The 25,962-nt window shown below is 63.4% G+C and carries 25 protein-coding genes, 2 pseudogenes and 1 riboswitch; of the genes and pseudogenes, 17 read left to right on the top strand and 10 right to left on the bottom strand.

Annotated elements, in window-relative coordinates; genetic code table 11:
- From X727_RS1000000167970 to X727_RS149080, 4 genes and pseudogenes are all read left to right on the top strand, one after another.
- Positions 1–127 (top strand): annotated as a pseudogene (locus X727_RS1000000167970) (integrase core domain-containing protein); the annotation flags it as partial.
- Between the two features lie 351 nt (positions 128–478).
- Positions 479–1,045 (top strand): sigma-70 family RNA polymerase sigma factor, encoded by a 567-nt coding sequence (locus X727_RS149070; protein WP_023725917.1) that lies wholly within the window; start codon positions 479–481, stop codon positions 1,043–1,045.
- 14 nt (positions 1,046–1,059) lie between these two features.
- Positions 1,060–1,728 carry a hypothetical protein gene (locus X727_RS149075; protein WP_023745152.1) on the top strand — a complete coding sequence of 223 codons (669 nt, stop codon included), beginning with the start codon at positions 1,060–1,062 and terminating at the stop codon, positions 1,726–1,728.
- Positions 1,718–3,130, top strand: coding sequence for a S8 family serine peptidase (locus X727_RS149080; protein ID WP_023745153.1), 1,413 nt, complete (start codon positions 1,718–1,720; stop codon positions 3,128–3,130). The genes X727_RS149075 and X727_RS149080 overlap by 11 nt, the downstream gene beginning before the upstream one ends.
- 25 nt (positions 3,131–3,155) lie before the next feature.
- Here X727_RS149080 and X727_RS149085 read toward each other — a convergent pair whose 3' ends face one another.
- Entirely contained in the window at positions 3,156–4,502 is a 1,347-nt protein-coding gene (locus X727_RS149085) for an FAD-binding oxidoreductase (protein ID WP_023745154.1), read from the bottom strand.
- 165 nt (positions 4,503–4,667) lie between these two features.
- A complete protein-coding gene (locus tag X727_RS149090) occupies positions 4,668–5,690 on the bottom strand; it encodes a substrate-binding domain-containing protein (protein WP_023745155.1) in 1,023 nt (340 codons plus the stop codon).
- 364 nt (positions 5,691–6,054) lie between these two features.
- Here X727_RS149090 and X727_RS149095 point away from each other — a divergent pair, with 364 nt between their 5' ends.
- The 5 genes from X727_RS149095 to ugpC all read left to right on the top strand — a co-directional run bounded on the left by X727_RS149095 (position 6,055) and on the right by ugpC (position 12,664).
- Positions 6,055–7,410, top strand: a complete 1,356-nt coding sequence (locus tag X727_RS149095) for an ABC transporter substrate-binding protein (protein ID WP_023690253.1) — start codon at positions 6,055–6,057, stop codon at positions 7,408–7,410.
- Positions 7,411–7,645: 235 nt separating this feature from the next.
- Positions 7,646–8,659, top strand: coding sequence for a sugar ABC transporter permease (locus X727_RS149100; protein WP_023668891.1), 1,014 nt, complete (start codon positions 7,646–7,648; stop codon positions 8,657–8,659).
- Position 8,660: 1 nt separating this feature from the next.
- Entirely contained in the window at positions 8,661–9,815 is a 1,155-nt protein-coding gene (locus tag X727_RS149105; RefSeq protein WP_023834417.1) for a carbohydrate ABC transporter permease, read from the top strand.
- A 5-nt stretch (positions 9,816–9,820) separates the two neighbouring features.
- A complete protein-coding gene (locus tag X727_RS149110) occupies positions 9,821–11,485 on the top strand; it encodes an alpha-glucosidase family protein (RefSeq protein ID WP_031204303.1) in 1,665 nt (554 codons plus the stop codon).
- 66 nt (positions 11,486–11,551) lie between these two features.
- Complete coding sequence (gene ugpC / locus X727_RS149115; RefSeq protein WP_023668888.1) at positions 11,552–12,664, top strand: sn-glycerol-3-phosphate ABC transporter ATP-binding protein UgpC; 1,113 nt, start codon at positions 11,552–11,554, stop codon at positions 12,662–12,664.
- A gap of 73 nt (positions 12,665–12,737) precedes the next feature.
- Here ugpC and X727_RS149120 read toward each other — a convergent pair whose 3' ends face one another.
- From X727_RS149120 to X727_RS149130, 3 genes are all read right to left on the bottom strand, one after another.
- Positions 12,738–12,971 (bottom strand): DUF680 domain-containing protein, encoded by a 234-nt coding sequence (locus X727_RS149120; RefSeq protein WP_023668887.1) that lies wholly within the window; start codon positions 12,969–12,971, stop codon positions 12,738–12,740.
- A 71-nt stretch (positions 12,972–13,042) separates the two neighbouring features.
- A complete protein-coding gene (locus X727_RS149125) occupies positions 13,043–13,246 on the bottom strand; it encodes a DUF680 domain-containing protein (protein ID WP_023668886.1) in 204 nt (67 codons plus the stop codon).
- A 65-nt stretch (positions 13,247–13,311) separates the two neighbouring features.
- Positions 13,312–13,518 (bottom strand): DUF680 domain-containing protein, encoded by a 207-nt coding sequence (locus X727_RS149130; RefSeq protein ID WP_023668885.1) that lies wholly within the window; start codon positions 13,516–13,518, stop codon positions 13,312–13,314.
- Between the two features lie 501 nt (positions 13,519–14,019).
- A riboswitch (cobalamin riboswitch) is annotated at positions 14,020–14,222 on the top strand.
- A 116-nt stretch (positions 14,223–14,338) separates the two neighbouring features.
- On the opposite strand from X727_RS149130, the gene X727_RS149135 reads away from it, so the two are divergent.
- The 8 genes from X727_RS149135 to X727_RS149170 all read left to right on the top strand — a co-directional run bounded on the left by X727_RS149135 (position 14,339) and on the right by X727_RS149170 (position 22,179).
- The gene (locus X727_RS149135; protein WP_023834415.1) at positions 14,339–15,586 is read left to right on the top strand and encodes an aromatic ring-hydroxylating dioxygenase subunit alpha; all 1,248 of its coding nucleotides are present in this window, start codon (positions 14,339–14,341) and stop codon (positions 15,584–15,586) included.
- A gap of 37 nt (positions 15,587–15,623) precedes the next feature.
- Positions 15,624–16,724, top strand: a complete 1,101-nt coding sequence (locus tag X727_RS149140) for a hybrid-cluster NAD(P)-dependent oxidoreductase (RefSeq protein ID WP_023696904.1) — start codon at positions 15,624–15,626, stop codon at positions 16,722–16,724.
- Between the two features lie 162 nt (positions 16,725–16,886).
- The gene (locus X727_RS149145; protein WP_023668882.1) at positions 16,887–17,309 is read left to right on the top strand and encodes a PqqD family protein; all 423 of its coding nucleotides are present in this window, start codon (positions 16,887–16,889) and stop codon (positions 17,307–17,309) included.
- A 151-nt stretch (positions 17,310–17,460) separates the two neighbouring features.
- On the top strand, positions 17,461–18,510 hold the full coding sequence (locus tag X727_RS149150) for a hypothetical protein (RefSeq protein WP_023834414.1): 1,050 nt from the start codon (positions 17,461–17,463) through the stop codon (positions 18,508–18,510).
- The gene (locus X727_RS149155) at positions 18,507–19,250 is read left to right on the top strand and encodes a glycosyltransferase family A protein (RefSeq protein WP_023834413.1); all 744 of its coding nucleotides are present in this window, start codon (positions 18,507–18,509) and stop codon (positions 19,248–19,250) included. Before X727_RS149150 ends, X727_RS149155 begins: the two co-directional genes overlap by 4 nt.
- 33 nt (positions 19,251–19,283) lie before the next feature.
- On the top strand, positions 19,284–20,036 hold the full coding sequence (locus tag X727_RS149160) for a glycosyltransferase (RefSeq protein ID WP_023725907.1): 753 nt from the start codon (positions 19,284–19,286) through the stop codon (positions 20,034–20,036).
- A complete protein-coding gene (locus tag X727_RS149165; RefSeq protein WP_245274171.1) occupies positions 20,021–20,713 on the top strand; it encodes a glycosyltransferase family A protein in 693 nt (230 codons plus the stop codon). Before X727_RS149160 ends, X727_RS149165 begins: the two co-directional genes overlap by 16 nt.
- Positions 20,713–22,179, top strand: coding sequence for a nucleotidyltransferase family protein (locus X727_RS149170; RefSeq protein WP_023834411.1), 1,467 nt, complete (start codon positions 20,713–20,715; stop codon positions 22,177–22,179). Before X727_RS149165 ends, X727_RS149170 begins: the two co-directional genes overlap by 1 nt.
- Positions 22,180–22,224: 45 nt before the next feature.
- Here the strand turns inward: X727_RS149170 and X727_RS149175 are convergent, their stop codons facing one another.
- The 5 genes and pseudogenes from X727_RS149175 to X727_RS149195 all read right to left on the bottom strand — a co-directional run bounded on the left by X727_RS149175 (position 22,225) and on the right by X727_RS149195 (position 25,884).
- Positions 22,225–22,965 carry an FAD-binding oxidoreductase gene (locus X727_RS149175; RefSeq protein ID WP_023703620.1) on the bottom strand — a complete coding sequence of 247 codons (741 nt, stop codon included), beginning with the start codon at positions 22,963–22,965 and terminating at the stop codon, positions 22,225–22,227.
- Positions 22,962–23,573, bottom strand: a complete 612-nt coding sequence (locus tag X727_RS149180; protein ID WP_023696910.1) for a sulfite oxidase-like oxidoreductase — start codon at positions 23,571–23,573, stop codon at positions 22,962–22,964. Before X727_RS149180 ends, X727_RS149175 begins: the two co-directional genes overlap by 4 nt.
- A gap of 134 nt (positions 23,574–23,707) precedes the next feature.
- Positions 23,708–23,938: pseudogene (locus X727_RS149185) on the bottom strand (PDZ domain-containing protein); the annotation flags it as partial.
- A 15-nt stretch (positions 23,939–23,953) separates the two neighbouring features.
- Complete coding sequence (locus X727_RS149190; protein WP_031196287.1) at positions 23,954–24,718, bottom strand: MBL fold metallo-hydrolase; 765 nt, start codon at positions 24,716–24,718, stop codon at positions 23,954–23,956.
- Positions 24,718–25,884, bottom strand: a complete 1,167-nt coding sequence (locus tag X727_RS149195; protein WP_023707783.1) for a diphosphate--fructose-6-phosphate 1-phosphotransferase — start codon at positions 25,882–25,884, stop codon at positions 24,718–24,720. Before X727_RS149195 ends, X727_RS149190 begins: the two co-directional genes overlap by 1 nt.
- Positions 25,885–25,962 lie beyond the last annotated feature (78 nt).

Raw genomic sequence — 25,962 nt, 5'->3', positions numbered from 1 at the left:
ACCGGAAGCCGACCGAACGGCACAGGGCCAGGCCTTCGAGACCTTCCGCCACAGCTACAATGAGGAACGTCCCCATGAGGCACTGGGCATGGACACGCCCGCCCAGCACTACCGGTCCTCACAGCGCGCCATGCCCAGGACACCACCCGAGCCCGTCTATCCGGCCGAGNGCTTGGCGCTGCGGCGGACGCATAGGGGGAGAGAAGTGTCACCTATGTATCCGGTTCAAAGTGTTACCCATCTATCGGCTGGACAAGGGTGAGGGGCAGCGCAACATCAAACATAAATACCCCAACGCCGGTGCCGCCCCTCATCCGGCTGCCGCCACCTTCTCCCCGTATAGTGACGGGGAGAAGGGAGACACTCTGGCAACACTCACCTTCTTCGGTTAGCTTCGCCAAAATTCCTTGGCGGAAGGATGAACCTTTTTGAACCGATCGGCGACAGAGCAGACAGGAGCCAGGCGGCTCGACCGGCCATGACGGCAGCGACCGAGACTGATCGCGCGCTTGTCGACCGGGTCGCGAAGGGCGACCGTGCCGCTGTTCGGCTGCTGTTCATGCGTCACCACGCGCGGGTCTACCGCTTCGTGGTGCGCCAGACGGGATCGGAAATGATGGCCGACGATATCGCAAACGAGGTCTTTCTTGAGCTGTGGCGCCAGGCGCCCGGTTTCGAAGGGCGCTCGGAAGTCTCGACATGGCTGCTCGGCATCGCCCGCTTCAAGGCGCTGTCGATGCTGCGCAAGAAAAAAGAAGACTGGATCGATGACGACGATGCGGCGCAGGTTCCCGATGGCGCCGACACGCCGGAAGTCGCCACCATGAAGGAAGACAAGGGCGCCGCCTTGCGGCGCTTCGTCGATGCCTTGCCGGAGGAACACCGCTCGGTGGTCGACCTTGCCTATTACCATGGACAGTCGGTGACGGAGATCGGCGAGGTGCTCGGCATCCCGGTCGCCACCGTCAAGACCCGAATGTTCTACGCCCGCAAGAAACTCGGCGAAGCCCTCAAGGCCGCCGGTTACGACAGGGGGTGGCCATGAGCAATCCTGAAGATATGAGCGCCGCTGGAAAAATGTCACGCCGTGACGAAATGGAAACGCTGCTGCCGTTCTACCTGAACGGCTCGCTGGAAGGCTCGGACCTCGAAGCCGTCGAGGAATGGCTGGCGAGCGATCCGGCGGCGATGGCGGCGCTTGGCGAGGCTGAGGCGGAATTCTCCGGCGCCACCGCCGCCAACGAGGCGATCCGGCCACCGGCCGATGCGCTCAGCCGCTTTGCCAGGGCGCTCGACGCCGAAGCCGGACCGGTCCGCGCTCCCGCGGGCCGTTCCTGGCTGGCGCAGGCACTCGGCCGGTTCACGGCGATGCCGGCCACGGTCGGCTGGGCGGCAGCGGCGGTGCTGCTGGCGTTGGTCGTGGTGCAGTCCTACGTGCAGACCGGCGGCAAGAGCCATGATTTCGAGGTTGCCGGCGCCGAGGATGAGCTGACGAAACTGCCGTTCGCGCTGGTCAAGTTCAAGCCGGATGCGAAGATGTCCGACATCGCCGCCTTCCTCGACCAGAACGCGCTGAAGATCGCCGGCGGGCCGACCGCCTCGGGCGTCTTCCGCATTGCTATCCCGGTCAAGACCGGAGCAGACTACACCAAGCTCGTCGGTCTTATTGCCGCCCAGCCGTTCGCGGAGACTGTGATCGAGGGAAGGAAACCGGTTGATGGCAGCTAGGGCGGTCATTCGATTTGCGGCGATCCTGGTGGCGGCGACGACAATCGTCGCCGTGCCGGCGTCGGCGCAGACCAATGATCCCAATGCCGGCCGGGCCGACTGCACCGACGCGGCCGGAGCGGCGGCTGCCGACTGCCCGAAAGACGGCAATGAGGCCAACGTCGGCGGCGAACCAGGCGCAGTTACCCTTCCGGCCCTGATCGTCGACCTGTTTCCCAACCCACCGGCTCCCGTAGCGCCCGTGCCGACGCCACGGCCGTCAGCGCCGCCTGCCGACACGCAGGCCGGGCCACCCGCCGGCGGGGCGATCGTTTCGCCGACCGATCTTGTCGCGACCGCGCCGCGCCGTGCCATCGCCGGCGAGTTCGTGCCCGACGAGGTGCTGGTGACCGTCGACGGCGATGCCGGCGCCGTCCAGCAGATCGCCGCCTCCTTCGGCCTTGAAGTGCGTTCGCAGCGCCAGTCGCGGCTGCTCGGCACCACACTGGTGCGCTTCGGCATTCCCGACGGCCGCACAGTCGGCGCCGTGCTGGCGCAGCTGGCCGCCGATGGCCGCACCCTGCGGCGCGAGCCAAACCATATCTATTCGCTGCAGCAGGCGGCCGGCATCGTCAACTATGCCTTCGAGCGCATTCAGCTCGACAACAAGCAAGCCAGTGGCGAAAACGTGCGCATCGCCGTCATCGACACCGGCATAGACGACACCAATCCGGCGCTTTCCGGCGTCATTGCTGATCAGTTCGACGCCATGCCCAACGTGCCGGTCGAAAAGCGTGACCACGGTACCTCGGTCGACGGGCTGATCGCCGGCGTCGGCCCGCTCGAAGGCATGGCGCCCGGCGCCAGGATCTATCACGCCCGCGCCTTCGAGGACGGCAAGTCGACCATGGATGTCATCCTGTCGGCGCTCGACTGGGCGGCGGACCAGAATGTCAGCATCATCAATATGAGTTTCGTCGGCCCCAAGAACGACCTGCTCGCCACCGCCTGCCGCAACGCCCGTGGGCTCGGCATCATCCTGGTCGCGGCGGCCGGCAACAACGGGCCGAAAGCGCCCTATGGTTACCCCGCCGCCTATGAGGGCGTGATCGCGGTCACCGCCACCGACGCCAAGGACGGGCTGATGCAGCAGGCCAATCGCGGCGCCTATGTCTTCATCTCGGCGCCCGGCGTCGAGATGGTGGCGCCGAGCGGCGCCGGCTCCGACGTCGTCACCGGCACCTCGTTTGCCGCCGCGATCGTGTCCGGCGCTATCGCCAATTTGATCCACGCTTCACCCGAGCGCTCCGCCGACGACATCGAAAAGGCGCTGGCCGCCACCGCCAGGGACCTTGGCCCGAAGGGGCGGGACAATGATTTCGGTTATGGGCTGCTGGATACGAAGGCGGCGGCGAACAAGTAAACCGGGCGAAATTCGCGCCACCAATTCAGAGCGCCGGGCCCAGCCGGACAGGGCTGCCATCATGGAAGCGCGACAGCCGGAAGCGGCTGAGGTCGTGCCCGGTCTGGTTTCCCTGGATCAGGTCGGCAACGACACGGCCTATGCCAGGCCCGATACCGAAGCCGTGACCGCTCATTCCCGTCGCGACGAAAAGACCACCGACGGCCGCCACATGATCCACGATGGGGACGACGTCCGGCATGGCGTCGATCATGCCGCCCCAGCCTGCCTTCAGGCGAACCCTCTCGAACTGCGGAAAGAGGTGCTTGAACTTGCGTTTTATCGAACGCAGACGGGCCGGTTCAGGGGCCGGGTCGAGCACCCGCATTCTCTCGAAAGGGCTGTGCGAATCCGGCGCCCAATCGCGCGGCGTCGACCAGGCATCGGGGTAACCTGACGGCGCGAACGGAAAGTAGCGTGTCCCCAGCGGATTGTCCCTCAGCGCAGGAAGATATTTGGTGGCGTGCCGGAAGGCGTCAGGTCCCAGGTAATGCAGATGGCTGCCGCCCGCGGCGAGCGTATACCCGCCATCCTGCCGGCGCCTGAAAGCGATGTGTTCGTCAGTCGCCGCACCTGCATAGATTTCAGCCAAGGGGTCCGTTGCGGCTGCGGTTACCCTGACGCTGAGCTGGGGGATGGAGACGCCGTGTCTTCTCAGGAACAAGGATGACCAGGCACCTCCCGCGACCAGCACGCTGGAGGCCTCGATATACCCCGTCTCGGTCCACACGCCCTTGACCTTGCCGCCTGAGATTTCGAGGGTTCGCGCTGCGCAATTCTCGACGATTTTGACGCCTTTTCGCACGGCGAGCCGGGCAAGTGCGGGCACCGCCAGCCAAGGCTCCGCGCGCATGTCGGAGGGCGTCGTCATCGCGCCCTTGAATTTGCGCGACATGCCTTTGATGAGTGTCGCGGTTTCGTCTGCATCCAGGAGACGGGTGTCGAGCGCATGGATCGCGGCGATCTTCATGAAGGCTTCGAAGCCGGCCATGTCCTTGTCGGTCTTCGCCAGGTAGGTCACACCTGTCTGGGTCAGGCCGATGTCCTCGCCGCATTCCTCAGCCAGTTGCCGCCACAGGCGAATAGCCTCGATGACGATGGGCAGTTCATCCGCGTCTCGTCCCTGCTTTCGGATCCAGCCCCAGTTTCGGGACGACTGTTCGGCCGCAATGCGTCCCTTTTCCAGCAGCGTCACCGGGATGTTCCGCTGTGCCAGGAAAAGCGCTGTCGTTACGCCGATGATGCCGCCACCGACAATGACCACCTCCGACGCTTTCGGCGGCGGGCCAGGATGCCGGATTGGATCCGTTTCGGAGAACGGGAATGTGGGCAAGTGGCGCACCCTGAGGACTGGTTGATGGCTCTGGCTTACTGGTTGCCACCCACTAGAAGCCAAATCAAGGACAGGTCCAGGCAGACCGTTGTCCCAACAAAGTCAATCTATCTGCGGGCAACATCCACAAGGGTGAACTTGCCCAGCGGAGCGATGGATTAATCCCTAGACCGGGGCGCCTGCGACCGAACCCCTGACCACAAGGTCGACTGGCCAGACCTCGCCTCGCGCCCCTTCTTCCAAGCCGGAAATGCGCGCTGCCAAGCGTTCGGCGATGCGGGCGCCGGCCAGGCGGATCGACGAGCGCGTCGTCGACAGCGGCACGGAAAAATTCTCCGGCTTCAGCCATGGGAAAACGTCGTCATGGGCAATCAGCGACAGGTCGCCGGGAATGGTCAGGCCAAGGTCGCGCACGGCGCGCACGACGCCGAGCGACATGATCAGGCTGGAGCAGGCGATCGCCGTCGGCGGTTCGCTTTGTTCGAGCAGGCGCCTGGCGGCGCGATAGCCGTTCTCCTCGGTCATCGTCACCGAGCAGACATGGCGCTCGCCGAGCGTCAGGCCGCTCGCGGCCAGCGCCCTGCGCATGCCGCGCTCGCGGTGGATGGCGAAGGTCTCGCGGTCGTCGCCATTGATCAGCGCCAGCCGCCGGTGGCCGAGCTGAACCAGCAGCCGGGCCGCATCGTGGAAGCCGCCCTCATTGTCAATGTCGGTGAAGGGGTAGTCGAAATCGGAACCCTCGCTGCGGCCATGGACGATGAAGGGAATGCCAAGCGTGTTGACCAGCGCCACCCGCCGGTCGGCCGGGCGCGGCGAGGAGATGTAGACGGCGTCGACCTGTCGGTTGGCGACGATGCGGCGATAGGTGGTTTCCTGGTCGTCGGCATCGGCCGGCGACAGCACCAGGTCGAGCTCGTGCGAGCGGGCATAGTCGCCGAGGCCGGAGAGGAATTCGACGAAATGCGGGTCGATGTCGACGGAGGCGCCCGTCGGCAGGACATAACCGATCATGCCCGTCTTGCCGGTCGCCAGCCGGCGCGCGCTCGGGTTGGGCCGGTAGCCGTGGCGCTTGGCGGCATCCACCACACGCCGGCGGGTTTCCTCGTTGACCTCGGGATAGCCGTTGAGCGCACGGCTTACCGTTGTCTGCGACAGGGCCAGCATATGAGAGAGCTGCTTCAGGTTCACTGGGAGGCCTCCAAGCCTCAAAGCGCTTTTAATTTTGAAGCCACGCGGCGCCACAACGGGCGCGGCCAAGCTGGTCGACCATACGCACTGGTCCGGCCAGTTTGAAGCTTAATACGCTGCTGCACCGCCGTAAAACTATGCTGCAGTGCACTTTACCAAGTCTTCCAGCTCGAAATTAAATCGATTAGCTCACCGCCCTCTTGACTTGCAGCCGATTCAATGGCGAGATCAAAAAGACCAAAGCGCTTTGGAAGACTCTTCGAAAGGTTGCGGTTCCTTTCTGAACGAGTCACAGTCCTGCAGCGTCGGCGGGCGGAATGGAGGTTCCGTCCGGGTGTATGTGTCCACACTGGGAGGAATACCGATGAAGAAGATGCTTCTGCTTGGCGCAGCGTTTGCCACGCTCGCCTTGTCCCTGCCGGCGCAAGCCGAACTGAAGTTCAAGCCCGGGGAAGATAAGCGCTTCAACTGGGCCAATTACGAAGAGCTGAAGAAGGTCGATCTCAAGGGCGAGACGCTGACCATCTTCGGGCCCTGGCGCGGCGAGGACGAAGGCCTCATCCGCACTGTTCTCGAATATTTTCAGGAAGCCACCGGCGCCGAGATCAAATACTCCTCGTCGGAAAATTACGAACAGCAGATCGTCATCGATACCCAGGCCGGCAGCCCGCCCAATATCGCCGTACTGCCGCAGCCGGGCCTGATCCAGGATCTGGCGTCCAAGGGCCTTTTGACGCCGCTGGGCGACGACACCGCCAAATGGATCAAGGACAATTACGGCGCCGGCCAGTCATGGGTCGATCTCGGCACCTTCAAGGACAAGGACGGCAAGCCGGGCTTCTTCGCCTTCCCCTACAAGGCCGACGTGAAATCGCTGGTCTGGTATTCGCCCGACAATTTCGAGGAAGCCGGCTACAAGGTTCCCAAGACCCAGGAAGAGCTCGCCGACCTCGAGAAGAAGATCATCGCCGACGGCGGCACGCCGTGGTGCATCGGCCTCGGCTCAGGCGGCGCTACCGGCTGGCCGGCGACCGACTGGGTCGAAGACATCATGCTGCGCACCCAGACGCCCGACGTGTATGACAAGTGGGTAAAGAACGAGATCCCGTTCAACGATCCGGCGGTGGTCAACGCCATCGACATTTTCGGCAAGATCGCGACCGACGACAAGATGGTCGACGGTGGGGCCAAGGCGGTTGCCGCGACCGACTTCCGCGACAGCCCGAAGGGCCTCTTCTCGGTGCCGCCGAAATGCTACCTGCACCATCAGGCATCGTTCATCCCGACCTTCTTCCCGGAAGGCACAAAGGTTGGACAGGACGCCGACTTCTTCTACTTCCCGCCCTATGCATCCAAGCCCGAGCTGGGCACGCCTGTGCTCGGCGCCGGCACGCTGGCCATGATCACCAAGGATTCGAAGGGTGCACGCGCGTTCATCGAATTCCTGAAAATGCCGCTGGCACATGAAATCTGGATGGCCCAGGGCGGCTTCGTCACGCCGCTCAAGTCGGTCAACAAGGATGCCTATGCCAGCGACGCGCTGAAGAAGCAGGGCGATATCCTCGCCAATGCCTCGACCTTCCGCTTCGACGGTTCGGACCTGATGCCGGGCAAGATCGGCGCCGGCGCCTTCTGGACCGGCATGATCGATCTGGTCGGCGGCAAGTCGGCGCAGGATGTCGCCACCGACATCCAGAAGAGCTGGGACGCTATCAAGTAGTCAGCTGGCAAGCAGTCAGCTGGCAAGTAACCACTGCCAAGTAATCAGCCGCTTTGGCGGCAAATTCAGGACTTCCTCCACAGACTGGGTCCGGGCCGCTATGGCCCGGATCCGACCGGCGCCTTACGCCGGACCGATTTGCGTTCGTTCGTTTCAGAATAACTTAAATCGGCGCAGAGCCACATCGCCAGGGCTGTTCAAGGCCCGGCCGATCATGCGCAGGGAAGAGGGACCCATGGCTGCTCAGATCTTATCGGCCATTTTTGTCATCATCATCGGCGTCGGCGGCTGCGTCGCCTATTTCTGGGGCGCCAACAAGCTGGTCGACCTGATATTCCCGTCGCGCGGCGTGGCCGGGGCTGCGGCCATCGACAATCTGCGCCGGCAAGGACTGGTCCGTCCGTGGCTGTTCGTCGGCCCGGCGATGATCATCCTCACCGTCTACCTGATCTATCCGGTGGTGGCGACGCTCTGGCTGTCCTTCCTCGACCGCGGCGGCCAGCATTTTGTCGGCTTCGCCAACTATGAATGGGCGTTCGGCGACCGCGAGTTCCGCAACTCGATCCTGAACAACATCATCTGGCTGGCGGTGGTGCCCGCCGCCTGCACCTTTCTAGGGTTGATAATCGCCGTGCTCACGGACAAGATCTGGTGGGGCACAATCGCCAAGAGCCTGATCTTCCTGCCGCTGGCGATCTCCTTCGTCGGCGCCAGCGTGATCTGGAAATTCATCTACGAATATCGCGGCGAGGGCCAGACGCAGATCGGCCTGCTCAACGCCATCATCCAGTATTTCGGCGGCCAGCCGCAGGTCTGGATATCGCTGCCGTTCTGGAACAATTTCTTCCTGATGATCATCCTGATCTGGATCCAGACCGGCTTTGCCATGGTCATCCTGTCTTCGGCGTTGCGCGGCATCCCCGAAGAGACGCTTGAAGCCGCGGTCATCGACGGCGCCAATCCGTTCCAGATCTTCTGGAAGATCATGGTGCCGCAGATCTGGGGCACCATCGCCGTGGTCTGGACGACGATCACCATCCTGGTGCTGAAAGTGTTCGACATCGTGCTGACCATGACCAACGGCCAATGGAACAGCCAAGTGCTGGCCAATCTGATGTTCGACTGGATGTTCCGCGGCGGCGGCGATTTCGGCCGCGGCGCCACCATCGCCATCATCATCATGATCGCGGTCATCCCGATCATGGTCTGGAACATCCGCCAGGCGAACAAAGAGACGGGAGGACATTGAGATGGCCGTCGCGACCGGAAAGTCCTTTGCCAGCCGCTTCGGCGTCCACATCGCCGTGCTTGTCTTCGTCGCCGTCTGGACCGTGCCGACGCTCGGCATCCTGGTCTCGTCGCTGCGCGACAAGGACCAGATCATCGCCTCGGGCTGGTGGAACTCGTTCTCCAGCTCCAGCCAGACTGAAGCCGGCCGCCTGCCGCCGGCCTCGGCGCAGGTCGAGAAGGACGGCAAGTTCCTGCTTGCCGGCAATATCTTCGGCGACGGTGCTGCGCGCAACATCAGCGCCTTCGGCGTCAAGTCGGCGGCACCGACGCAATATCCGGCCGGCACCACTGCCGATCTCGGCGACGGCGTGACCTTGCAGCTCAATGCCGACGGAACGTTCGTCATGAGTTCGCCCAAGGCTTTCGAAGGCGACCGTGGCCAGCGCGTCTATTACGCCTCGTCGGCGCCGCCGAAATTCACCACCGACAATTACAAGACCGTGCTGTTTTCGGAGGGCATCGGCCGCTCGTTCATAAACTCGCTGACCGTCACCATCCCGGCGACGGTCATCCCGATCCTGATCGCCGCCTTCGCCGCCTATGCATTGGCGTGGATGCGTTTTCCCGGCCGCGCCTTGCTGATCGCCACAATCATCGGCCTGCTGGTCGTGCCGCTGCAGATGTCCTTGATCCCGCTTTTGAAGATCTACAACGGCGTCGGCATCTTCTTCGGTGTGCCGTCGAAAACCTATCTCGGCATCTGGCTGGCGCATACCGGCTTCGGCCTGCCCTTCGCCATCTATCTCCTGCGCAGCTATATTGCCGGCCTGCCGCGCGAGATCATGGAATCGGCGCGCATAGATGGCGCCAGCGATTTCGAAATCTTCGTCAAGATCGTGCTGCCGCTGTCCTTCCCGGTGCTGGCGTCCTTTGCAATCTTCCAGTTCCTGTGGGTGTGGAACGATTTGTTGGTGGCAATGGTTTTCCTCGGTACCGAAGGGGACCAGATCGTGCTGACCGCGAAGCTCAACGCGCTGCTCGGCTCGCGCGGCGGCGACTGGGAAATCCTGACGACATCGGCCTTCGTCACCATTATCGTGCCGCTGATCGTGTTCTTCTCGCTGCAGCGCTATTTCGTCCGCGGGCTGCTGGCCGGCTCGGTCAAAGGAGGTTGAGACTTATGCAAGCCGCTTTGAAGGCGACCTCGAAGCCCGATCTCGCCGTCGATCGCGACTGGTGGCGGGGCGCGGTGATCTACCAGATCTATCCGCGCTCCTATCAGGACTCCAATGGCGACGGCATCGGCGACCTCAAGGGCATCATCCGCAGGCTGCCCTACATCGCCTCGCTCGGCGTCGACGCCATCTGGATTTCGCCCTTCTTCAAGTCGCCGATGAAGGATTTCGGCTACGACGTCTTGGACTATTGCGACGTCGACCCGATGTTCGGGACGCTCGCCGATTTCGACGCGCTGGTTGCGGAAGCCCATCACCTCGGCCTCAAGGTGATGATCGACGAGGTGCTGTCGCACACCGCCGACAACCATCCATGGTTCAAGGAGAGCCGCGCCAGCCGTAGCAATCCCAAGGCCGACTGGTATGTCTGGGCCGACGCCAGGCCGGACGGCACGCCGCCCAACAACTGGCTGTCGATCTTCGGCGGCTCGGCCTGGCAGTGGGACACCAGCCGCCAGCAATATTATCTGCATAATTTCCTGTCCGAGCAGCCGGACCTCAACTTCCACAATCTGGAAGTCCAGGACGCGCTGCTCGACGTCACCCGCTTCTGGCTGGAGCGCGGCGTCGACGGCTTCCGCCTCGACACCATCAATTTCTACTTCCACAGCCAGGGGCTGGAGAACAATCCGCCGCTGCCGCCCGAAGAGCGCAACGACCAGACAGCACCTGCGGTCAATCCCTACAACTACCAGGACCATATCTACGATAAGAGCCGGCCGGAAAACCTTGCCTTCCTCGAACGGTTCCGGGCGCTGCTCGACGAATATCCGGCGGCCGCCGCGGTCGGCGAAGTCGGCGATTCGCAGCGTGGGCTGGAAGTGGTCGCCGCCTACACCGCCGGCGGCAAACGCGTCCACATGTGCTATTCCTTCGATTTCCTGGCGCCGGAAAAGATCAGCGCCGCCAAGGTGCGCCAGGTGCTGGAAGCCTTCGGCAAGGTCGCCAGCGACGGCTGGTCGTGCTGGGCCTTTTCCAACCACGACGTGATGCGTCCGGCCTCGCGCTGGGCCGCCGACGAGGCCGACCCGGCCGCCTATCTGAAGGTTATCTCGGCGCTGCTGATGTCGCTGCGCGGTTCGGTCTGCCTCTATCAGGGAGAGGAGCTTGGGCTGGGCGAAGCCGAGTTGCAGTTCGAGGATCTGCAGGACCCCTACGGCATTCGCTTCTGGCCCGAATTCAAGGGCCGCGACGGCTGCCGCACGCCGATGGTGTGGGATGCAACCGCCAGCAATGCCGGCTTTTCGACGGCCAAGCCCTGGCTGCCGGTGCCGGGCAAGCACTTGTCGCAAGCGGTCAATGTTCAGCAGGGCGACGCGGCCTCGCTGCTCGAGCACTACCGGCGCTTTCTCGGTTTCCGCCGCCAGCATCCGGCCCTGGCCAAAGGCGACATCGAGTTCATCGAAAGCGAGGGCGACACCGTCGCCTTCACTCGCCGTGAGGGCAATGAGCAGATCGTCTGCGTCTTCAATCTGGCCAGCAAGCCGGCCGAGGTCGATCTCGGTGGTCAGGCGCTGCTGCCATTGGCCGGGCACGGTTTTTCGGGACAATCCGGCACAGGTTCCATCCGCCTCGGCGGCTACGGCGCCTGGTTCGGGCGCATCGACTGAGTTTTTGACGAAACTGGATTTTTTGAGGAAATCCAGGTTCTCTAGGGAAATCACTGGGAGGAAATTATGGCCGATGTCACGCTGAGACAGGTGAAGAAATCATACGGCAATCTGCACATTCTCCACGGCATCGACCTCGACATAAAGTCGGGCGAGTTCATCGTCTTCGTCGGCCCGTCGGGTTGCGGCAAGTCGACCTTGCTGCGGTCCATCGCCGGGCTTGAGGAGATCACCTCCGGCGAGCTGAAGATCGCCGGCGAGGTGGTGAACGACGTGCCGCCTTCCAAGCGCGGCATTGCCATGGTGTTCCAGTCCTATGCGCTCTATCCGCACATGACCGTCTACGACAACATGGCCTTCTCGATGAAGATCGGCAAGGAAAGCAAGGCCGAGATCGATAAGCGGGTGCGGCAGGCCGCCGAAATCCTGCAGCTGACCAAATATCTCGACCGCCTGCCCAAGGCGATGTCGGGCGGCCAGCGCCAGCGTGTCGCCATCGGTCGCGCCATCGTGCGCAATCCGAAAGTGTTCCTGTTCGACGAGCCGCTGTCGAATCTCGACGCGGCGCTGCGCGTCGCGACCCGCATCGAGATCGCCAAGCTCAAGGAATCGATGCCTGCCACGACCATGATCTACGTCACCCACGATCAGGTCGAAGCGATGACGCTCGCCGACCGCATCGTCGTGCTGAAGGATGGCCATATCGAGCAGGTCGGCACGCCGATGGACCTCTACAAGAAGCCCGGCAATCTGTTCGTTGCCCAGTTCATCGGCTCGCCGGCCATGAACATCCTGCCGGCGACAATCGACAGGACGGGCAACCCGACAATCGTCAGCCATGTCGGCGGCCGCAAGGCAACGGTGCCGATCGCAACGCCGGCGTCAGCAAAGGGTGCGGCAGTCAGCTTCGGCGTGCGGCCGGAGGATCTGTCGGCCGCCACCGGCGCGGAATATCTTTTCGAGGGCGTGGTGGACTATGTCGAGCAGCTCGGCGAGGTGCAGCTTGTCTATGTCGATATCGGCCGCGCTGACCTGCCGTTGGTGACCAAGCTGCCCGGCAATGTCGAGGTCAAGCGCGGGGCAAAGCTGCGACTGACCGCGGATGCCGGGGACCTGCACATCTTCGACGCCGATGGGCACTCCTTCTCGCTCAAGCCGGTGGAAGTGAAGGCGGCTTGAGATAGCTGCGTCGTACAGGCATGAAAAAAGAGCGGCGGGCCAGGCCCGCCGCTCTTTTTTTAAGCTTCGGCTGTTAGTTGTTGCCGAACCGATCCCTGTCGCTGCTCTGAGGAACGAACTTCTGTTGGTCGTTCGACGAGTTCAGCAGCTTGTAGACCGCCGAGTTGGTGCCGGTCGACGAAGTGCGGGTGGTGTCGACGGCAGCGGCCGGCTGGTTGGCGCCATTGGAGCCATAATTGTCGCTGCCGGCAAAGGCAGCGCTCGAAATAGCCAGAACGGCTGCGGTGGCAAGAACGATCTTCTTCATTTTAGTCTCCTGAATTTTTCTGATGCCGCCAGCTGCAGCGGATAAGCCCGCCACGTGCTGGAAACCGGCTTTTAGCGGCCGAAAAGGTTACGGTCGGCACCGTGGGCAGGCGCCTGCTCGGCTGGAGCCGACTTCTCAACCGAAGCCGTATGGCCACTATCGGTCGACGTAATCGCAGGCTGGTTGGCGCCGTTCGAACCGTAGTTGTCGCTGCCGGCGAAAGCGCTGCCGGAGATGGCCAAAACGGCGGCGGCAGCAAGGATGATCTTTTTCATTTCAATACTCCTGAATTTTTTGGGATCCCGAGAGCGACGGGTTAGCCGCCCTTCTTTGGTCGGGATCAGCGATTGCCGTAGAGGTCGCGGTCGGCGCCCTGAACGACAGGCTGCTTGTCAGCGTGCGCCGGCTTCTGAATGGAAGCCGTATACGAGCTGTCGACCGAGACGGCTGGCTGGTTCGCACCATTGGAACCGTAATTGTCGCTACCGGCGAAGGCGCTGCCGGTGATCGCCAAAACGGCTGCGGCAGTGAGGATGATCTTTTTCATTTTTAGTACTCCAGTTTGTCTGTCCGTCTAGCGGCGTGTCTTGGGAGGAATTCGCGTCGTTCGGACAGCCCCTATGTGGGAAAGCCATAGGCTGGTTGCCAATCACGAAGTTGTTCCGTGTGGACCACGGTCCTGCACCTTGAAATTGTGCCAGGAAGTTCCTCTATGGTCATTTATCGCATTGTTTTCAGTCGCTTATGTCGAACCGAGTGGTTCGCTCCGGTGTCGGTTTCCGGGCCGTCGTTCACACCGTCCTGCACGCATTGTCAACAGAAACGAACCGTTCGGTTCGATTAGAGATTGCTAATAGTAACTTTTCGATACCGTTGAGCCCTTTTTGCCCCCGATCGGAACTGGATCCGCAGCGATTCGAAACGGCGATGATAGCGCCGCAAGACAGGATCTCAGCCCTTCGGTGGTCGGCGGGGGGCGTATGCCGCGCGTGTCGCGCCGCATGGATATGATGTCGCTTTCATGCCGACGTCGCGATCGCTGCCGTGATTAGATGATCGCATCTCAGGTGCCGCTTCGTGACGACGCAGCGGAGAATTGGGAAGCCGGTCAGAATCCGGCGCTGCCCCCGCAACGGTGGTGGAGTTCAAGTCGCAACGGGAGACCACTGGGCAAGAGCCTGGGAAGGTGTCGCGATGGTCCGCAAGGACAACTCCAGAGCCCGGAAACCAGCCCGAGATGCCTAGACTCGACTGATCGCGGTGGGCGGTCAAGAGGTGGATAGTGCATGTCCGGAGCCGCGCCGGCCTGCGTCCGATCCTTCCTCCATCACCACCAAGTTCAGTCCTTAAACCACGAGGACAGAACTATGGATACGCGCAACGACATGCTGAGGCTCCTGAACGGCCGCAAGCAAGGCTTTTCGCTGGAACAGCCCTTCTACACCGACCCGGACTATTTCAAGCTCGACATGGAGCTTATCTGGTATCGCGACTGGCTGTTCATCGGCCATGATTGCGAACTGCCGAAGCCCGGCAGCTATATCACCGTGCAGATCGGCGATTATCCGGTGGTGCTGGTCCGCGACCAGAAGGGCAACATCAACGCCTTTCACAATTCCTGCCGCCATCGCGGCAGCCGTGTCTGCAACACTGAGAAGGGCATGGCGGCAAAGCTTGTCTGCCCCTATCACCAGTGGACCTACGAGCTTGACGGCCGGCTGCTGTTTGCCCGCCAGATGGCCGACGGTTTCGACAAGAGCCAGTTCGGCCTGAAGCCCGTCGCCTGCGAGAGCGTCGGCGGCTACATCTTCATCTGCCTGGCAAAAGAACCTGACGACTTTGCGCCGATGCGCGCCATGATAGAGCCCTACCTCAAGCCGCACCGGCTGAATGAAGCCAAGGTCGCCTTCGAGAGCACCATCATCGAGAAGGGCAACTGGAAGCTGGTCTGGGAAAACAACCGCGAATGCTATCACTGCGCCGGCAATCATCCAGAGCTGTGCAAGACATTCCCCGAAGCGCCGACGGTGACCGGCGTGCAGGGCGCCGACAGCGATCCGGAGATGCTGGCGCACTGGGCGAAATGCGAGGCGGCGGGCCTGCCGAGCAAGTTCCGCATCGATCCGGCCGGGCAATACCGCGCCACCCGCGCGCCGCTGCTGCGCGATGCCGTCAGCTACACGATGTCGGGAAAGCGCGCGGTGACGAAGAACCTGTCCGACACTGTTGCCGCCGACCGCATCGGCACCTTGATGCACTACCACTATCCGACGACCTGGAACCACATACTGATCGACCATGCGGTCACCTTCCGGGTGCTGCCGATCAGCGCCACGCAAACCGCGGTGACGACCAAGTGGCTGGTGCACAAGGATGCGGTCGAGGGGGTCGACTACAACCTTGAAGAGCTCACCCACGTCTGGACCGAGACCAACGACCAGGACCGCCGCATCGTCGAGGAAAACGCCTTCGGCATCCTGTCGCCGGCCTATGAGCCCGGCCCCTATTCGGAGCTGCACGAGGGCGGCGTGATCCAGTTCGTCGAATGGTACGCGGCCTTCATCGGCCCGCGCCTTGCCGAAGGCGGCCGGCCGGCGCTGCGCAGCGTCGCGTGAGCTGGAGCGGGCGAAGAGGGACCAGAGGATGAATGCGATGACGGATCTTGGGCTCTATCGCCATCTCGACCAGATGGCGCCGTGGAACGACAGGCTGCAGGTGCTGGAAGTGATCGGCGTCAGCGACGAGGCGCCCGACGTCAAGACCTTCACCTTCCGCTCCGACAATCAGACCTGGTTCCGCTACAAGCCGGGCCAGTTCCTGACGCTGGAACTGCCGACACCGGACGGGCCGCTGATGCGCACCTATACGCTGTCGTCGTCACCATCGCGGCCGTTTTCGATCGCGGTGACGGTCAAGGCGCAGGCCGGCAGCATCGGCACGCGCTGGATGTTCGACCATCTGGTGCCCGGCTCGCACGTCAAGGCCTACGGACCGGCGGGCGACTTCTCGTTGCACAGCCACCCGGCGGCCAAATACCTGTTCATTTCGGCTGGCTCCGGCGTGACACCGATGATGTCGATGCTGCGCTGGCTGAACGACTGCGCGCCATGGACCGATGTCGGTTTCGTCAACTGCGCGCGGCGTGCCGAAGAGATCATCTTCCGCAAGGAACTCGAACTGCTCGGCGGCCATATGCCCGGCCTGTCGCTCGGCTTCATGATCGAGGAACGTTCCAGCCGCGAGGGCTGGTACGGTCATATGGGGCGCATCGACGCGATCCGGCTGCCCCTGCTGGCTCCGGATTTCCGCGAGCGCGAAATCTTCTGCTGCGGCCCCGATCCGTTCATGCGCGCCGTGCGCGGCATGCTGGATGCCGCCGGCTTCGACATGACGAAATACCATCAGGAGAGCTTTGCCGCGCCTGTGGTGGAGGAAATTCCGGCGCCGTTTGCCTCCCCGGTCGAGGACGGCATCGCTGCACCTGTCGAAGCCGTGACGCCGATCCGCTTCTCGCTTTCGGAGGTCGATGCCGGCTGCGTCGCCGGCCAGACCGTGCTGCAGACCGCGCGCAGCTCGGGCGTGCGGATTCCCGCCGCCTGCGAGTTCGGCCTGTGCGGCACCTGCAAGGTGAAGAAGGTCTCCGGCGAAGTCGAGATGAGCCACAATGGCGGCATCCTCGACCACGAGATCGATGACGGTTTCATCCTTGCCTGCTGCTCGAAACCGTTGTCGGCGCTCGAAATCGAGGCTTGAGCCGGTCGACTTCGCCGCAACGGTCGCCGACGCAGGCGTTGTGTTCGCGGGTCTTTGTCTTGCCAAGCATAGGCCGAGTGATTTAGACGCACTTAGGAAGGGCTGGGCAGACCGTGAAACCGGCGCATCCCTTCATGGGCGCATGGAACGGGGGACAGAGCGATGCAACAGCGGGTCTACGCGGTCGCAAGCAAGGACATCGTTTTCGAATCATTCGATGGCGAAGCCGTCGTTCTCGATCTTTCGAACGGTAAGTATTTTGGCTTTTCCGATTCCGGCAGCCGGGTCTGGCAGGCTTTGTCGTCCGGCGTCGCCACTGAAGCGCTGGTCGGAGCTGCCGCGGGCGCCGCAAAAATAAGCCTGGCCGACCTCGAAAGCTTCGTTGCCCGACTGCTCGATTTCGGGTTGCTTGCGCCAGCCGAAACACCGGCACAACCGCTTTCGGGCGAGCTGTCGGCTGCGCTTGCTGCCAGCAATGAGCCGCTCAAGGTCGATGTCCATGACGACCTTGCCGATCTCATCATTGTCGACCCGATCCATGAGGTCGAGGAACCTCTCGGCTGGCCGGCGGTGAAACAGGCATAATCGTTTCCCTAAAGCGCGTCGCGTTTGAACGGACTCAGGCGACGCGCTTAGATCTTTGATTTTATGCATGTCGTCGTCTCAAAACCGGGGCCACCCCGAGCGACATGCATCAGGCGACCCGGCGCAATTCTGGACGCTGAACAACCAACACATGCCTTTGATCACGCTGCAAACCCTGCCGGATTATGCCCGCCATGTGCTGGCGGCCGCGGAAAGCGCCGCCGCATTCTATCCCGTTACCGCCAGCGTGCGGTTGCCGGGGCTGGACCTGAGTGTCCATCTCGACCATGGCACGCTGGCAGATACCATCGGCCATGCCTTCATACCGGCTCCGGGCAATCCGTCTGCATCTGACGGCTGCCGCATTTTCGTCGCCCACCGGGGCATCGATGGCGTCCCCGCCCCGGCCACCTGGGGCCGAGGCGATTACAACCATCATGCCTTTGCCAACCGGCTGGAAGAGGCCGGATTGCGCGGCAGCTACTATCATGACCTCGACTTCTGGCAGTTCCATGATCCGCAACGCCATGTCGGGGCGCAGCTGATGATGTCGGCCGACGCCTTTCCGCCATGGGAACAAGGGGCGCCGCTGCGCGCCTTCCTGCATTGGGAATATGCGGCGCGCGGCATGCGGCTCACCCATGCCGGCACGCTGGGCATCGATGGCAAGGGCGTCCTGCTGGCGGGCTCCGGCGGTGCCGGCAAATCGGGAACGGTCGTCGCCGGCCTGCTCGATGGGCTCGATAGCGTCGGCGACGACTATGTGCTGATCGACCGGACCGAGGGGGTGACGGCCTATCCGCTGTTTGCCACGCTCAAGCAGGATCCGGAGGGCTTCAGGCGGCTGAAGCTGGAGGGTCGGCTAAAGTCGTACCAACCGCTGAACTGGCAAGGCAAGCATGCCTTTCACATCGACGAGATCGCGCCTCGACCAACTCCTGCAAGTCTGGACATTATTGCTTTGATAGTGCCCCATATCAGGGGAGGTGCGAGAAGCTCGGTCATGCCCATATCGCGCAAGGATGCCATGATCGCCCTGGCGCCGTCAGGAATCGTGCAGATGCCGGGCGAGCGGGAAGCGGGCTTTCGCTTTTTCAGCGAGCTTACCCGCGATCTGCCATGCTACCGGCTGTCGCTGGGGACCGAGCCGCGCGAGATCGCCGGCACGATTGCGGATTTCGTCCTTCGGGGCGCTGCATGAAGTTGAGCATCATCGTGCCGGTCTACAATCGGGAGATCTATGTCGTTTCGACGTTGCGGTCCCTGCTCAGGCAACGCGACGATGCCGATCTCGATATCATCGTTGTCGACGACGGCTCGACGGACAGCTCCGTTGAAGCAGTCCGCGCCATCATGCGGGAAGCGTCGTGCATCCGCCTGTTCCAGCAGGCAAACCAGGGCGTGGCCAACGCGCGCAACACAGGGCTGAGGCAGTTGTTGCCGCAAACCGAACTGGTGTCGTTCCTGGATTCGGACGACGTCTCGCCGGCTGGACGATTCAAGGCTGACCTACCCCTGTTCGCGGCCGACCCTGCGCTCGAGCTGACCTACTCGCTGATGACGCGCGTCGATCTCATGGACGACGAAACCCTCCAGCCGGCACCGGGCGGCGCAGGTCCCACCGTGCGCGGCGTCAGCCTTAGCGCCGGGATATTCCGCAGGGCACTCATCGACCGTACCGGTGCTTTCGACGAGGAGTTCCGGCAGGGCGAAGACGCCGACTATCTGCTGCGCATTTTCGAAACCAGCCCGAAGCACTTTTTTCCCGACACCGTCGCGGTATACTACCGGCGCCACCCCGGCAATTTGACCAAGCAAAGGGATGTGGCGGTGCGCGAATATCTACGTGTAATTCAGAAATCCTTGCGGCGGCGCAAGGCCGATCCGTCGCGGCGCCCGGTCGAGGGGCTTTTCGAGATCAAGCGCCCGGCAGAGTGGTGAAAGAATGAACAGATCACAGCCTGGAATGCGTGCGTGAAGCTGAGCGTGATCATGCCGGTCTACAACCGCGAACGCCATGTCGGCTCGGCGCTGCGCTCGCTGCTGAGGCAGCGCGATGCCGCCGATCTCGACATCATCGTTATCGATGACGGTTCGACCGACAGTTCGGTGGCGGTCGTGCGCTCGCTGATCGCGGAGGCGCCGTGCATTCGCCTTTTCCAGCAGCAGAATGCCGGGGTGACGCGGGCACGCAACGCGGGCTTGCGGCAATTGCTGCCGCAGACCGGGCTGGTATCGTTTCTCGATTCCGACGACATTTCCCCGCCGGGCCGCTTCAAGGCGGATCTGGCCTGTTTCGACGCAGACCGCACCCTCGAGCTCACCTATTCGCGCATGACGCTGGTCGACGACATAGATGACGATACACTGGAGCCGACAGCCGACAGCCACTCGGTGACGGTTCGCGGCATTCACCTGTCTCCCGCCATCTTCGTCCGGCGGTTGGTCGAACGCATCGGCAGCTTCGACGAGGATTTCCACCAGGCCGAGGACACCGACTATCTGCTGCGCACTTTCGAAAGCGGGCCGAAATTCACGATGCCCGACACTGTTGCGCTCTATTACCGGCGCCATCCCGGCAACATGACCAGGCAGGCCGATGTTCCTTTTCGCGAATTCATGCGCGCCGTCTACAAGTCGATGAAACGGCGCGAGGCCGACCGCTCCTTGCACCCTGTCGACGGCATCTTCGATTTCAAGGAACTTGCGAATTGGCGTTTCCTGTGATGGCCAGCTACGGCGTCGTCATTCCGGCCTTCAACGCGACCGCCACCATCGCCGAGACGCTGCGATCGGTCGCGGCCCAGACGGTCCAGCCCGACGCCATAATCGTCGTCGATGACGGCTCGACCGACGATACGGTCGCGGTGGTCAATGCGCTGGGCATGCCGGTGCAGGTGTTGCGCCAGGACAATGCCGGACCAGGCAGCGCCACCACCAGGGGCATCGCCGCGCTGGCGACGCCCTTCGTCGCCACGCTCGATGCGGACGATCTGTGGCTGCCGACCAAGATCGAAAGGCAGCTGGAGCATTTCGAGCGGTTTCCCGCGACGGCAGGAGTCTTTGCCCACTGGCGGACGTTTCGCGATGACAAGCCCGATGTGCAACAGGACGTGGCCGTGGCGGGCTGGTCGCGCACGACGATGATGATCCGCCGGGAGGTAGCCGAGGCCGTCGGTCCGATCATCGACCCGCAAGGCGGTCGCGGCGACATGGTCGACTGGATCGCCCGTGTCCGCGAGGCGGGCTTTGCGCTTGCCATGCTCAACGATGTCCTAACCTTGCGCCGCATCCGGCCCGACAGCATGTCCTATGGACGCGACCCCGTGCGCGACCGCGGTTATGTCGAAGTCGTAAGGCTGGCCATGCAAAGGCGAGCAGCGAAAAAGGCGAGCGCCGACTGATGGCCAATGCCATGCGCCGTATCGGCCGTCGGTTTCCGGACTATGGTTGGTCATGGCCCACTGGCGGCCTCGACCAGTTGCTGAAGGCCGCATTGCTCCCCGATGAAGAGGCGGCCGGGGCCTATGCGGCGCGCTGGCTCGACGAGAACGATATCGACCATGCTGCTTTCCGCGAGCATCGGCTGCTGGCCGCGATCTCCGACAGGTTCGGCCGCAAGCTCGCTGGGCATCCGGCCTATCCACGTCTTGTCGGCCTGCAAAAGATGCTGTGGACCAAATCGCGACTGGCTGCGCGCGAGGCCGAGCCGGCGCTACAGGCCATGATCGACGCCGGCTGCGCGGTGATGCTTATCAAAGGCGCCAGCCGCATCGCCGTCAACGCGTCGGCGCAGCGCGGCCGGGTGGCGCATGACATCGACATACTGGTGCGCTCGCAGGCCATGATTGCCGCCTTCGATGTGCTTAGCGAACGCGACTGGCAGATCGCCACCGGCGTCAGTCCGCAATATCTGCGCACCAGGCTGGCGTCCTTGCGTTCGATGAATTTTTTCAAGGGCAGTTTCGGCGACATCGACCTGCACCAGCTCGCTTATGACGGGTCGCAGCAAAGCGCGGAAGATGATCTGGCGATCTGGCAGCGGGCGCTGTCAGCCGATTTCAATGGCGTCCGCGTGCTTGTGCCCTCTCCGGCCGACCGCATGGCGCTCGCCATCGCACATGGCGGCCTCGATGCCCACACCCACAGCGACTGGCTGGTCGACTGTGCGGTCGCCATCGAGAGTGGCGCAGTCGACTGGGGCGTGTTCGCCGACATCGTCGCCAAGCGGGGCCTCGCCGTCGCCGCGGCGGTGGCGCTCTCCTATCTCTGCCTGGAGATCGGCATTGCGGTGCCGGAGGCCGAACTTGCAAAGACGATTGAGTTGGCCGACCGCGCCGGCCTGTCGCGCTGGTCCTCGGTGCTGCAGGCCAAGCCGCGCACCGATTTCGGCGGCCTCGTTTGGCTGTCGCGCGGCTTTGCCAAGCAGTTGCGCCTCAAACGCAAAAAGGGCCGCCTGCAGCAGCCGAAGCCCGCCGTCTGGCGCGGCAGGCCGACATTGCGCAAGGCAAGAGCGACGTCGGCGCCGTTTGCACTTTCCCAGCCCCTGCCGCGTCCGGACAGGACTGGAGCGATGGTGCTGGACGTCACCGTCAGGATCGTCGTTCCACCAATCCGGCGCCGCATTGAGATGGAAATCAATGCCGGCGGCGGCCATGTCGCCCGCCTGCGTTCCATGGTGATCAGCCGCGCCGGCGGCGGACGTGTGCTGCGCTTTCGCGGCAAGGTAACGGTGGACGACACCGGCCGGCCTCTGGTGATCGAGGCACGGCCATCGCGCCAGTTCCGCAACTGGGACAATGAGGCCGAAGTCGCCGCCTATGGCGCGCTGCCGTTCCAATTGCTGTCGGCAAGGTTTTCACCCACCTGAGAGCGGGTGGCTGTTTCCATGAAACGGTGAACCACTGTGGCCCTCTCAGACGCCATAGCGCTCGGTGCGGATGATTTCCGCTGATATGCCGGCGTCGATCAGCGCCTGGGCAGCCGCCGAGACGAAGGCGTTCGACCCGCAGACGAAGGCGAGCGCCGGCGGCCGCGGCAGCCGCGTGAGCGCCTGCATGACCATTGCCGTGTCGATGCGCCTCGAATAGTCGGACGGGCGCCGTACGGCCTCGCGCGTCAGCGTCAGCACCAGCTCGAACCCGTCGCGGCGGTCACCGAGACCGATCAGCTCGTCGCGGAAGATCACCTCGTCCCAGACCCGCACCGAAAACATCAGCGCCACCGGCACCGCCGATTTGCGCAAGGTTCGATGCCGCACCATCGCCATCAGCGGCACCACGCCGGAGCCGCCGCCGACCAGAAGCAGCGGCCCGCCATCCCCATCGGACCAGACGAAATGGCCGCCGAGCGGCCCGCGCAGTTCGATCTCGTCACCGACCGCGGCGACGTCGTGGAAGAAGGGCGAGACTTCACCGTCGTCGAGCTTCTCGATCGCCAGCTCGATCGTGGCGCCGCTCTCCGGCGCCGAGGCGATGGAGTAGGAGCGGCGTGCCTGGTAGCCGTCAGGCGCGGTCAGCCTGACATCGACATGCTGTCCGGCGCGATAGGCGAATCGCCGTGACAGCGCGAAGAAGAAACTGGTAACGCGTGGCGTCCGCTTTTCGATCCGGGTGATTTTCGCCGTCTGCCAGGGAGATTGCGGCGCTTCGCTCATGGATCGCCGCTATAGCGCTGCTCGCGCCACGGGTCGCCATAGATGTGATAGCCGCGCAATTCCCAGAAGCCCGGCTCGTCGCGCTCGGTGAACTGCAGCCCGTTCAGCCATTTAGCCGATTTCCAGAAATAGAGATGCGGCACCAGGAGCCGCGCCGGGCCGCCATGGTCGGCAGTGATCGGCTTGCCTTCATAAAGGAGCGCCACCATCGCCTTCCCCGCGGTGAGATCCTTGGCCGGCACGTTGGTGGTGTAGCCGTCATAGCCATGCGCCAGCAGGAAGCCGGTCGGCGCTTCGATACCGGCATCGGCAAGGATGTCGTCGACCAGCACGCCTTGCCAGGCGGTATCGAACTTGGTCCAGGCGGTAACGCAATGGATGTCGCGCGTCATCTTGGTCAAGGGCAGCGCGTTGAACTCGGCCCAGTTCCATTTCTTGATCCGGCGCGGCCCGTGCTTGAGCGTGAACGACCAGTCCTCGGTGCGCACGCGCGGCGTCGGCCCCGCCGACAGCACCGGAAAGCCCTGTTCGAGATACTGACCGGGCGGAATGCGCGCATCGGTCTCCGTCGGAGGCTTTCGACCGGAGGAAAAACCGCGAGTGACCATCGGACTGTCCGTTTTTAGCAGGCCATTGCCGGCCTGCCGTAATGTTCTCGAAGATGTCGCGGCGGGCAACAGGAATTTTGGCGGGGCCGTGCGGCAGGCCTGCCGATCGTTCAGCGAGCCCGCCGCATCATGACTCAACCGGCGGCGAAGGGTACGGCGACGAAGATTTGCGCGTCGCCCCGGTCGACCAAAAGCAGCACCGACTTCCGGCCCGATCTGCCGGCCTCGGCGATCGCCTGGTTGGCTTGCCGCGCATCCCGCACGGGCGACCGGTCGACGGCGACGATGACGTCGCCCGGCTGCAGGCCGGCATTGGCAGCTGCCTTGTCCGGATTGACGCGCTCGACCACGGCGCCACGCTGGTTCCAATCCCAATGTCGTCAGAGGCCTCCGGTGCGCCTGAGATAGGCTGTGGCGATCTCGCGCATCCGGTTGCCGTCGAAGCTCGGCCCATGGCCGCCATGGCCGAGGCGAACAGGCAGGTCAAGGAGCCGCTGCATGGTACGGCGATAATCAGGCCGGGAGGAATCCGGCAGGTCGTCGATCAGCGTGGAATCGTAGATGGCGTCGCCGGCAAAGAACAGGCCGTCTGCCTCGTCGAACAAAGCGATCGAATCCGGCGAATGTCCGGGCAGATGCAGGACGCGGAACTGCCGGTCGCCGAGGTCGACGATGTCGCCCTCGTCCAGCGTGCGCGTCAGCGGCGCCGGCGGAATCTTGTAGTCGGCCGCCGTCCAGCCCGGCGCCGGCAATTTCGAAACGGCGCCGTCGAGATTACAAAACATGTAGGCGTAGGTCACCTGATCGTTCATGGTCTCGAAATGCTCGGCACTGTGCCGCGGCCCGGCGCGCAGCGGAAACTCGTGCAGCGAGCCGACATGGTCGAGATGGATGTGGGTGGCGACAACGATGAGCGGCTTGCCCTCGGGCGTGTCGATCTCAGGCGCCAGCGGGCAGATGCCCATGCCGGTGTCGACCAGCAGGTCGGCGTCGCGTCCCCTGAAATGCCAGATGTTGGCGCGCACGAAATCATGCACGAACGGCTCGGTCAGCATCGTCGTGCGGTCGTCGATGATCGTCTTGCCGAACCAGTCGCCGACAACGCGCTCGCCACCAAAACGGGTGCCGCCAAAACGGCCGCCCATCAGACGAAGGGCTTTCCCACCTTGTATTTTTCCGGCACCAGCCGCTTCAGGTAAGCCATGCCCGCTTCCGACAGCTGGTTGACATCGGGCTTCATGAAATCGTCGGGCATATGGCGCGTCTTGCCGGCGACGTTCTTCAGCGGCACCTTCTTCAGCAAGGTTTTCGTGCCGTCATATTGCAGCGCCACCGAGCCACCGCCTTCGCCGGCAACGGCAACCGCGAAGGCGCCGGCGTCGAAAGCCTCCTGCGCGTCGACGGCACTGATCGAGCCGACATAGCCGCGCGGCATGTAGCCAAGCGCATCGACGCGGGCGCGCTTGCCCGGCAGGCCTTCGGCGAGCGCACGTTCCAGAGCTGACGGCAGGTCGCTGCCCGACAGTTTGACGTTGCCATGCGCGTCGCGCTCGAGCTTGTCCGGCGGCACCAGGCTTTCGACCAGCGCCTTGCCGTCGGCGGTGCTGACACCTTCGGAGACGGCGACGATGCAGCGCTTGTGGCGGTCGAGCGTGGCGCGCACGTCGTCGATGAAACCGGCGGCGGAGAATGGCCGTTCCGGCACGTAGACCAGATGCGGGCCGCTGTCGGGATCGAGCTGCCAGGCTGCAGCCGCCGCGGTGAGGAAGCCGGCATGCCGGCCCATGACGATGCCGACATAGATGCCGGGCAATGCGCGGAAATCGAGATCGACGGACAGGAAGGCGCCGGCGACGAATTCGGCCGCCGAGATGAAGCCCGGCGTGTGGTCGTTTTCCTCGAGGTCGTTGTCGATGGTTTTTGGCGCATGGACGAAAGCGATGCTGCCGCCGGCGGCGTCGGTCAGGATCTGCTGCGTGCCCGACGTGTCGTTGCCACCGATGTAGATGAAAGCGTCGGCGCCGGCCTTCTTCAACCCGTTGAGGATGACTTCGCAATAGGCAGCGTCGGGCTTGTCGCGTGTCGAGCCGAGCGCGGCACTCGGCGTGCCGGCGATCAGCCGCAGCCGGTCCTCGGGGATGGCGGAGAGGTCGACATAGTTGCCGTCACGAATGCCGCGCACGCCGTGGAGCGAGCCCAGCACCTTGGCGCCGGGATGGCGCTTGCGGACTTCCAGCGTGGCCCCGACAACCGTCTGGTTGATGACGGCGGTCGGGCCGCCGCCCTGTGCGATGACAAACGTTCCAGCCATGCTCGATCTCTCCCGGCGCTGTGGTTTTCAAGGCACCTTGGCCTAGCTTGCCGCATCGCGCAACGGGAGTTTCCAGCG

The organism is Mesorhizobium sp. L103C105A0, assembly GCF_000502215.1.
Classification (GTDB): Bacteria; Pseudomonadota; Alphaproteobacteria; order Rhizobiales; family Rhizobiaceae; genus Mesorhizobium.
Note: the sequence above shows the minus strand (reverse complement) of the source record. Positions and strands in the feature narration are given on the sequence as shown.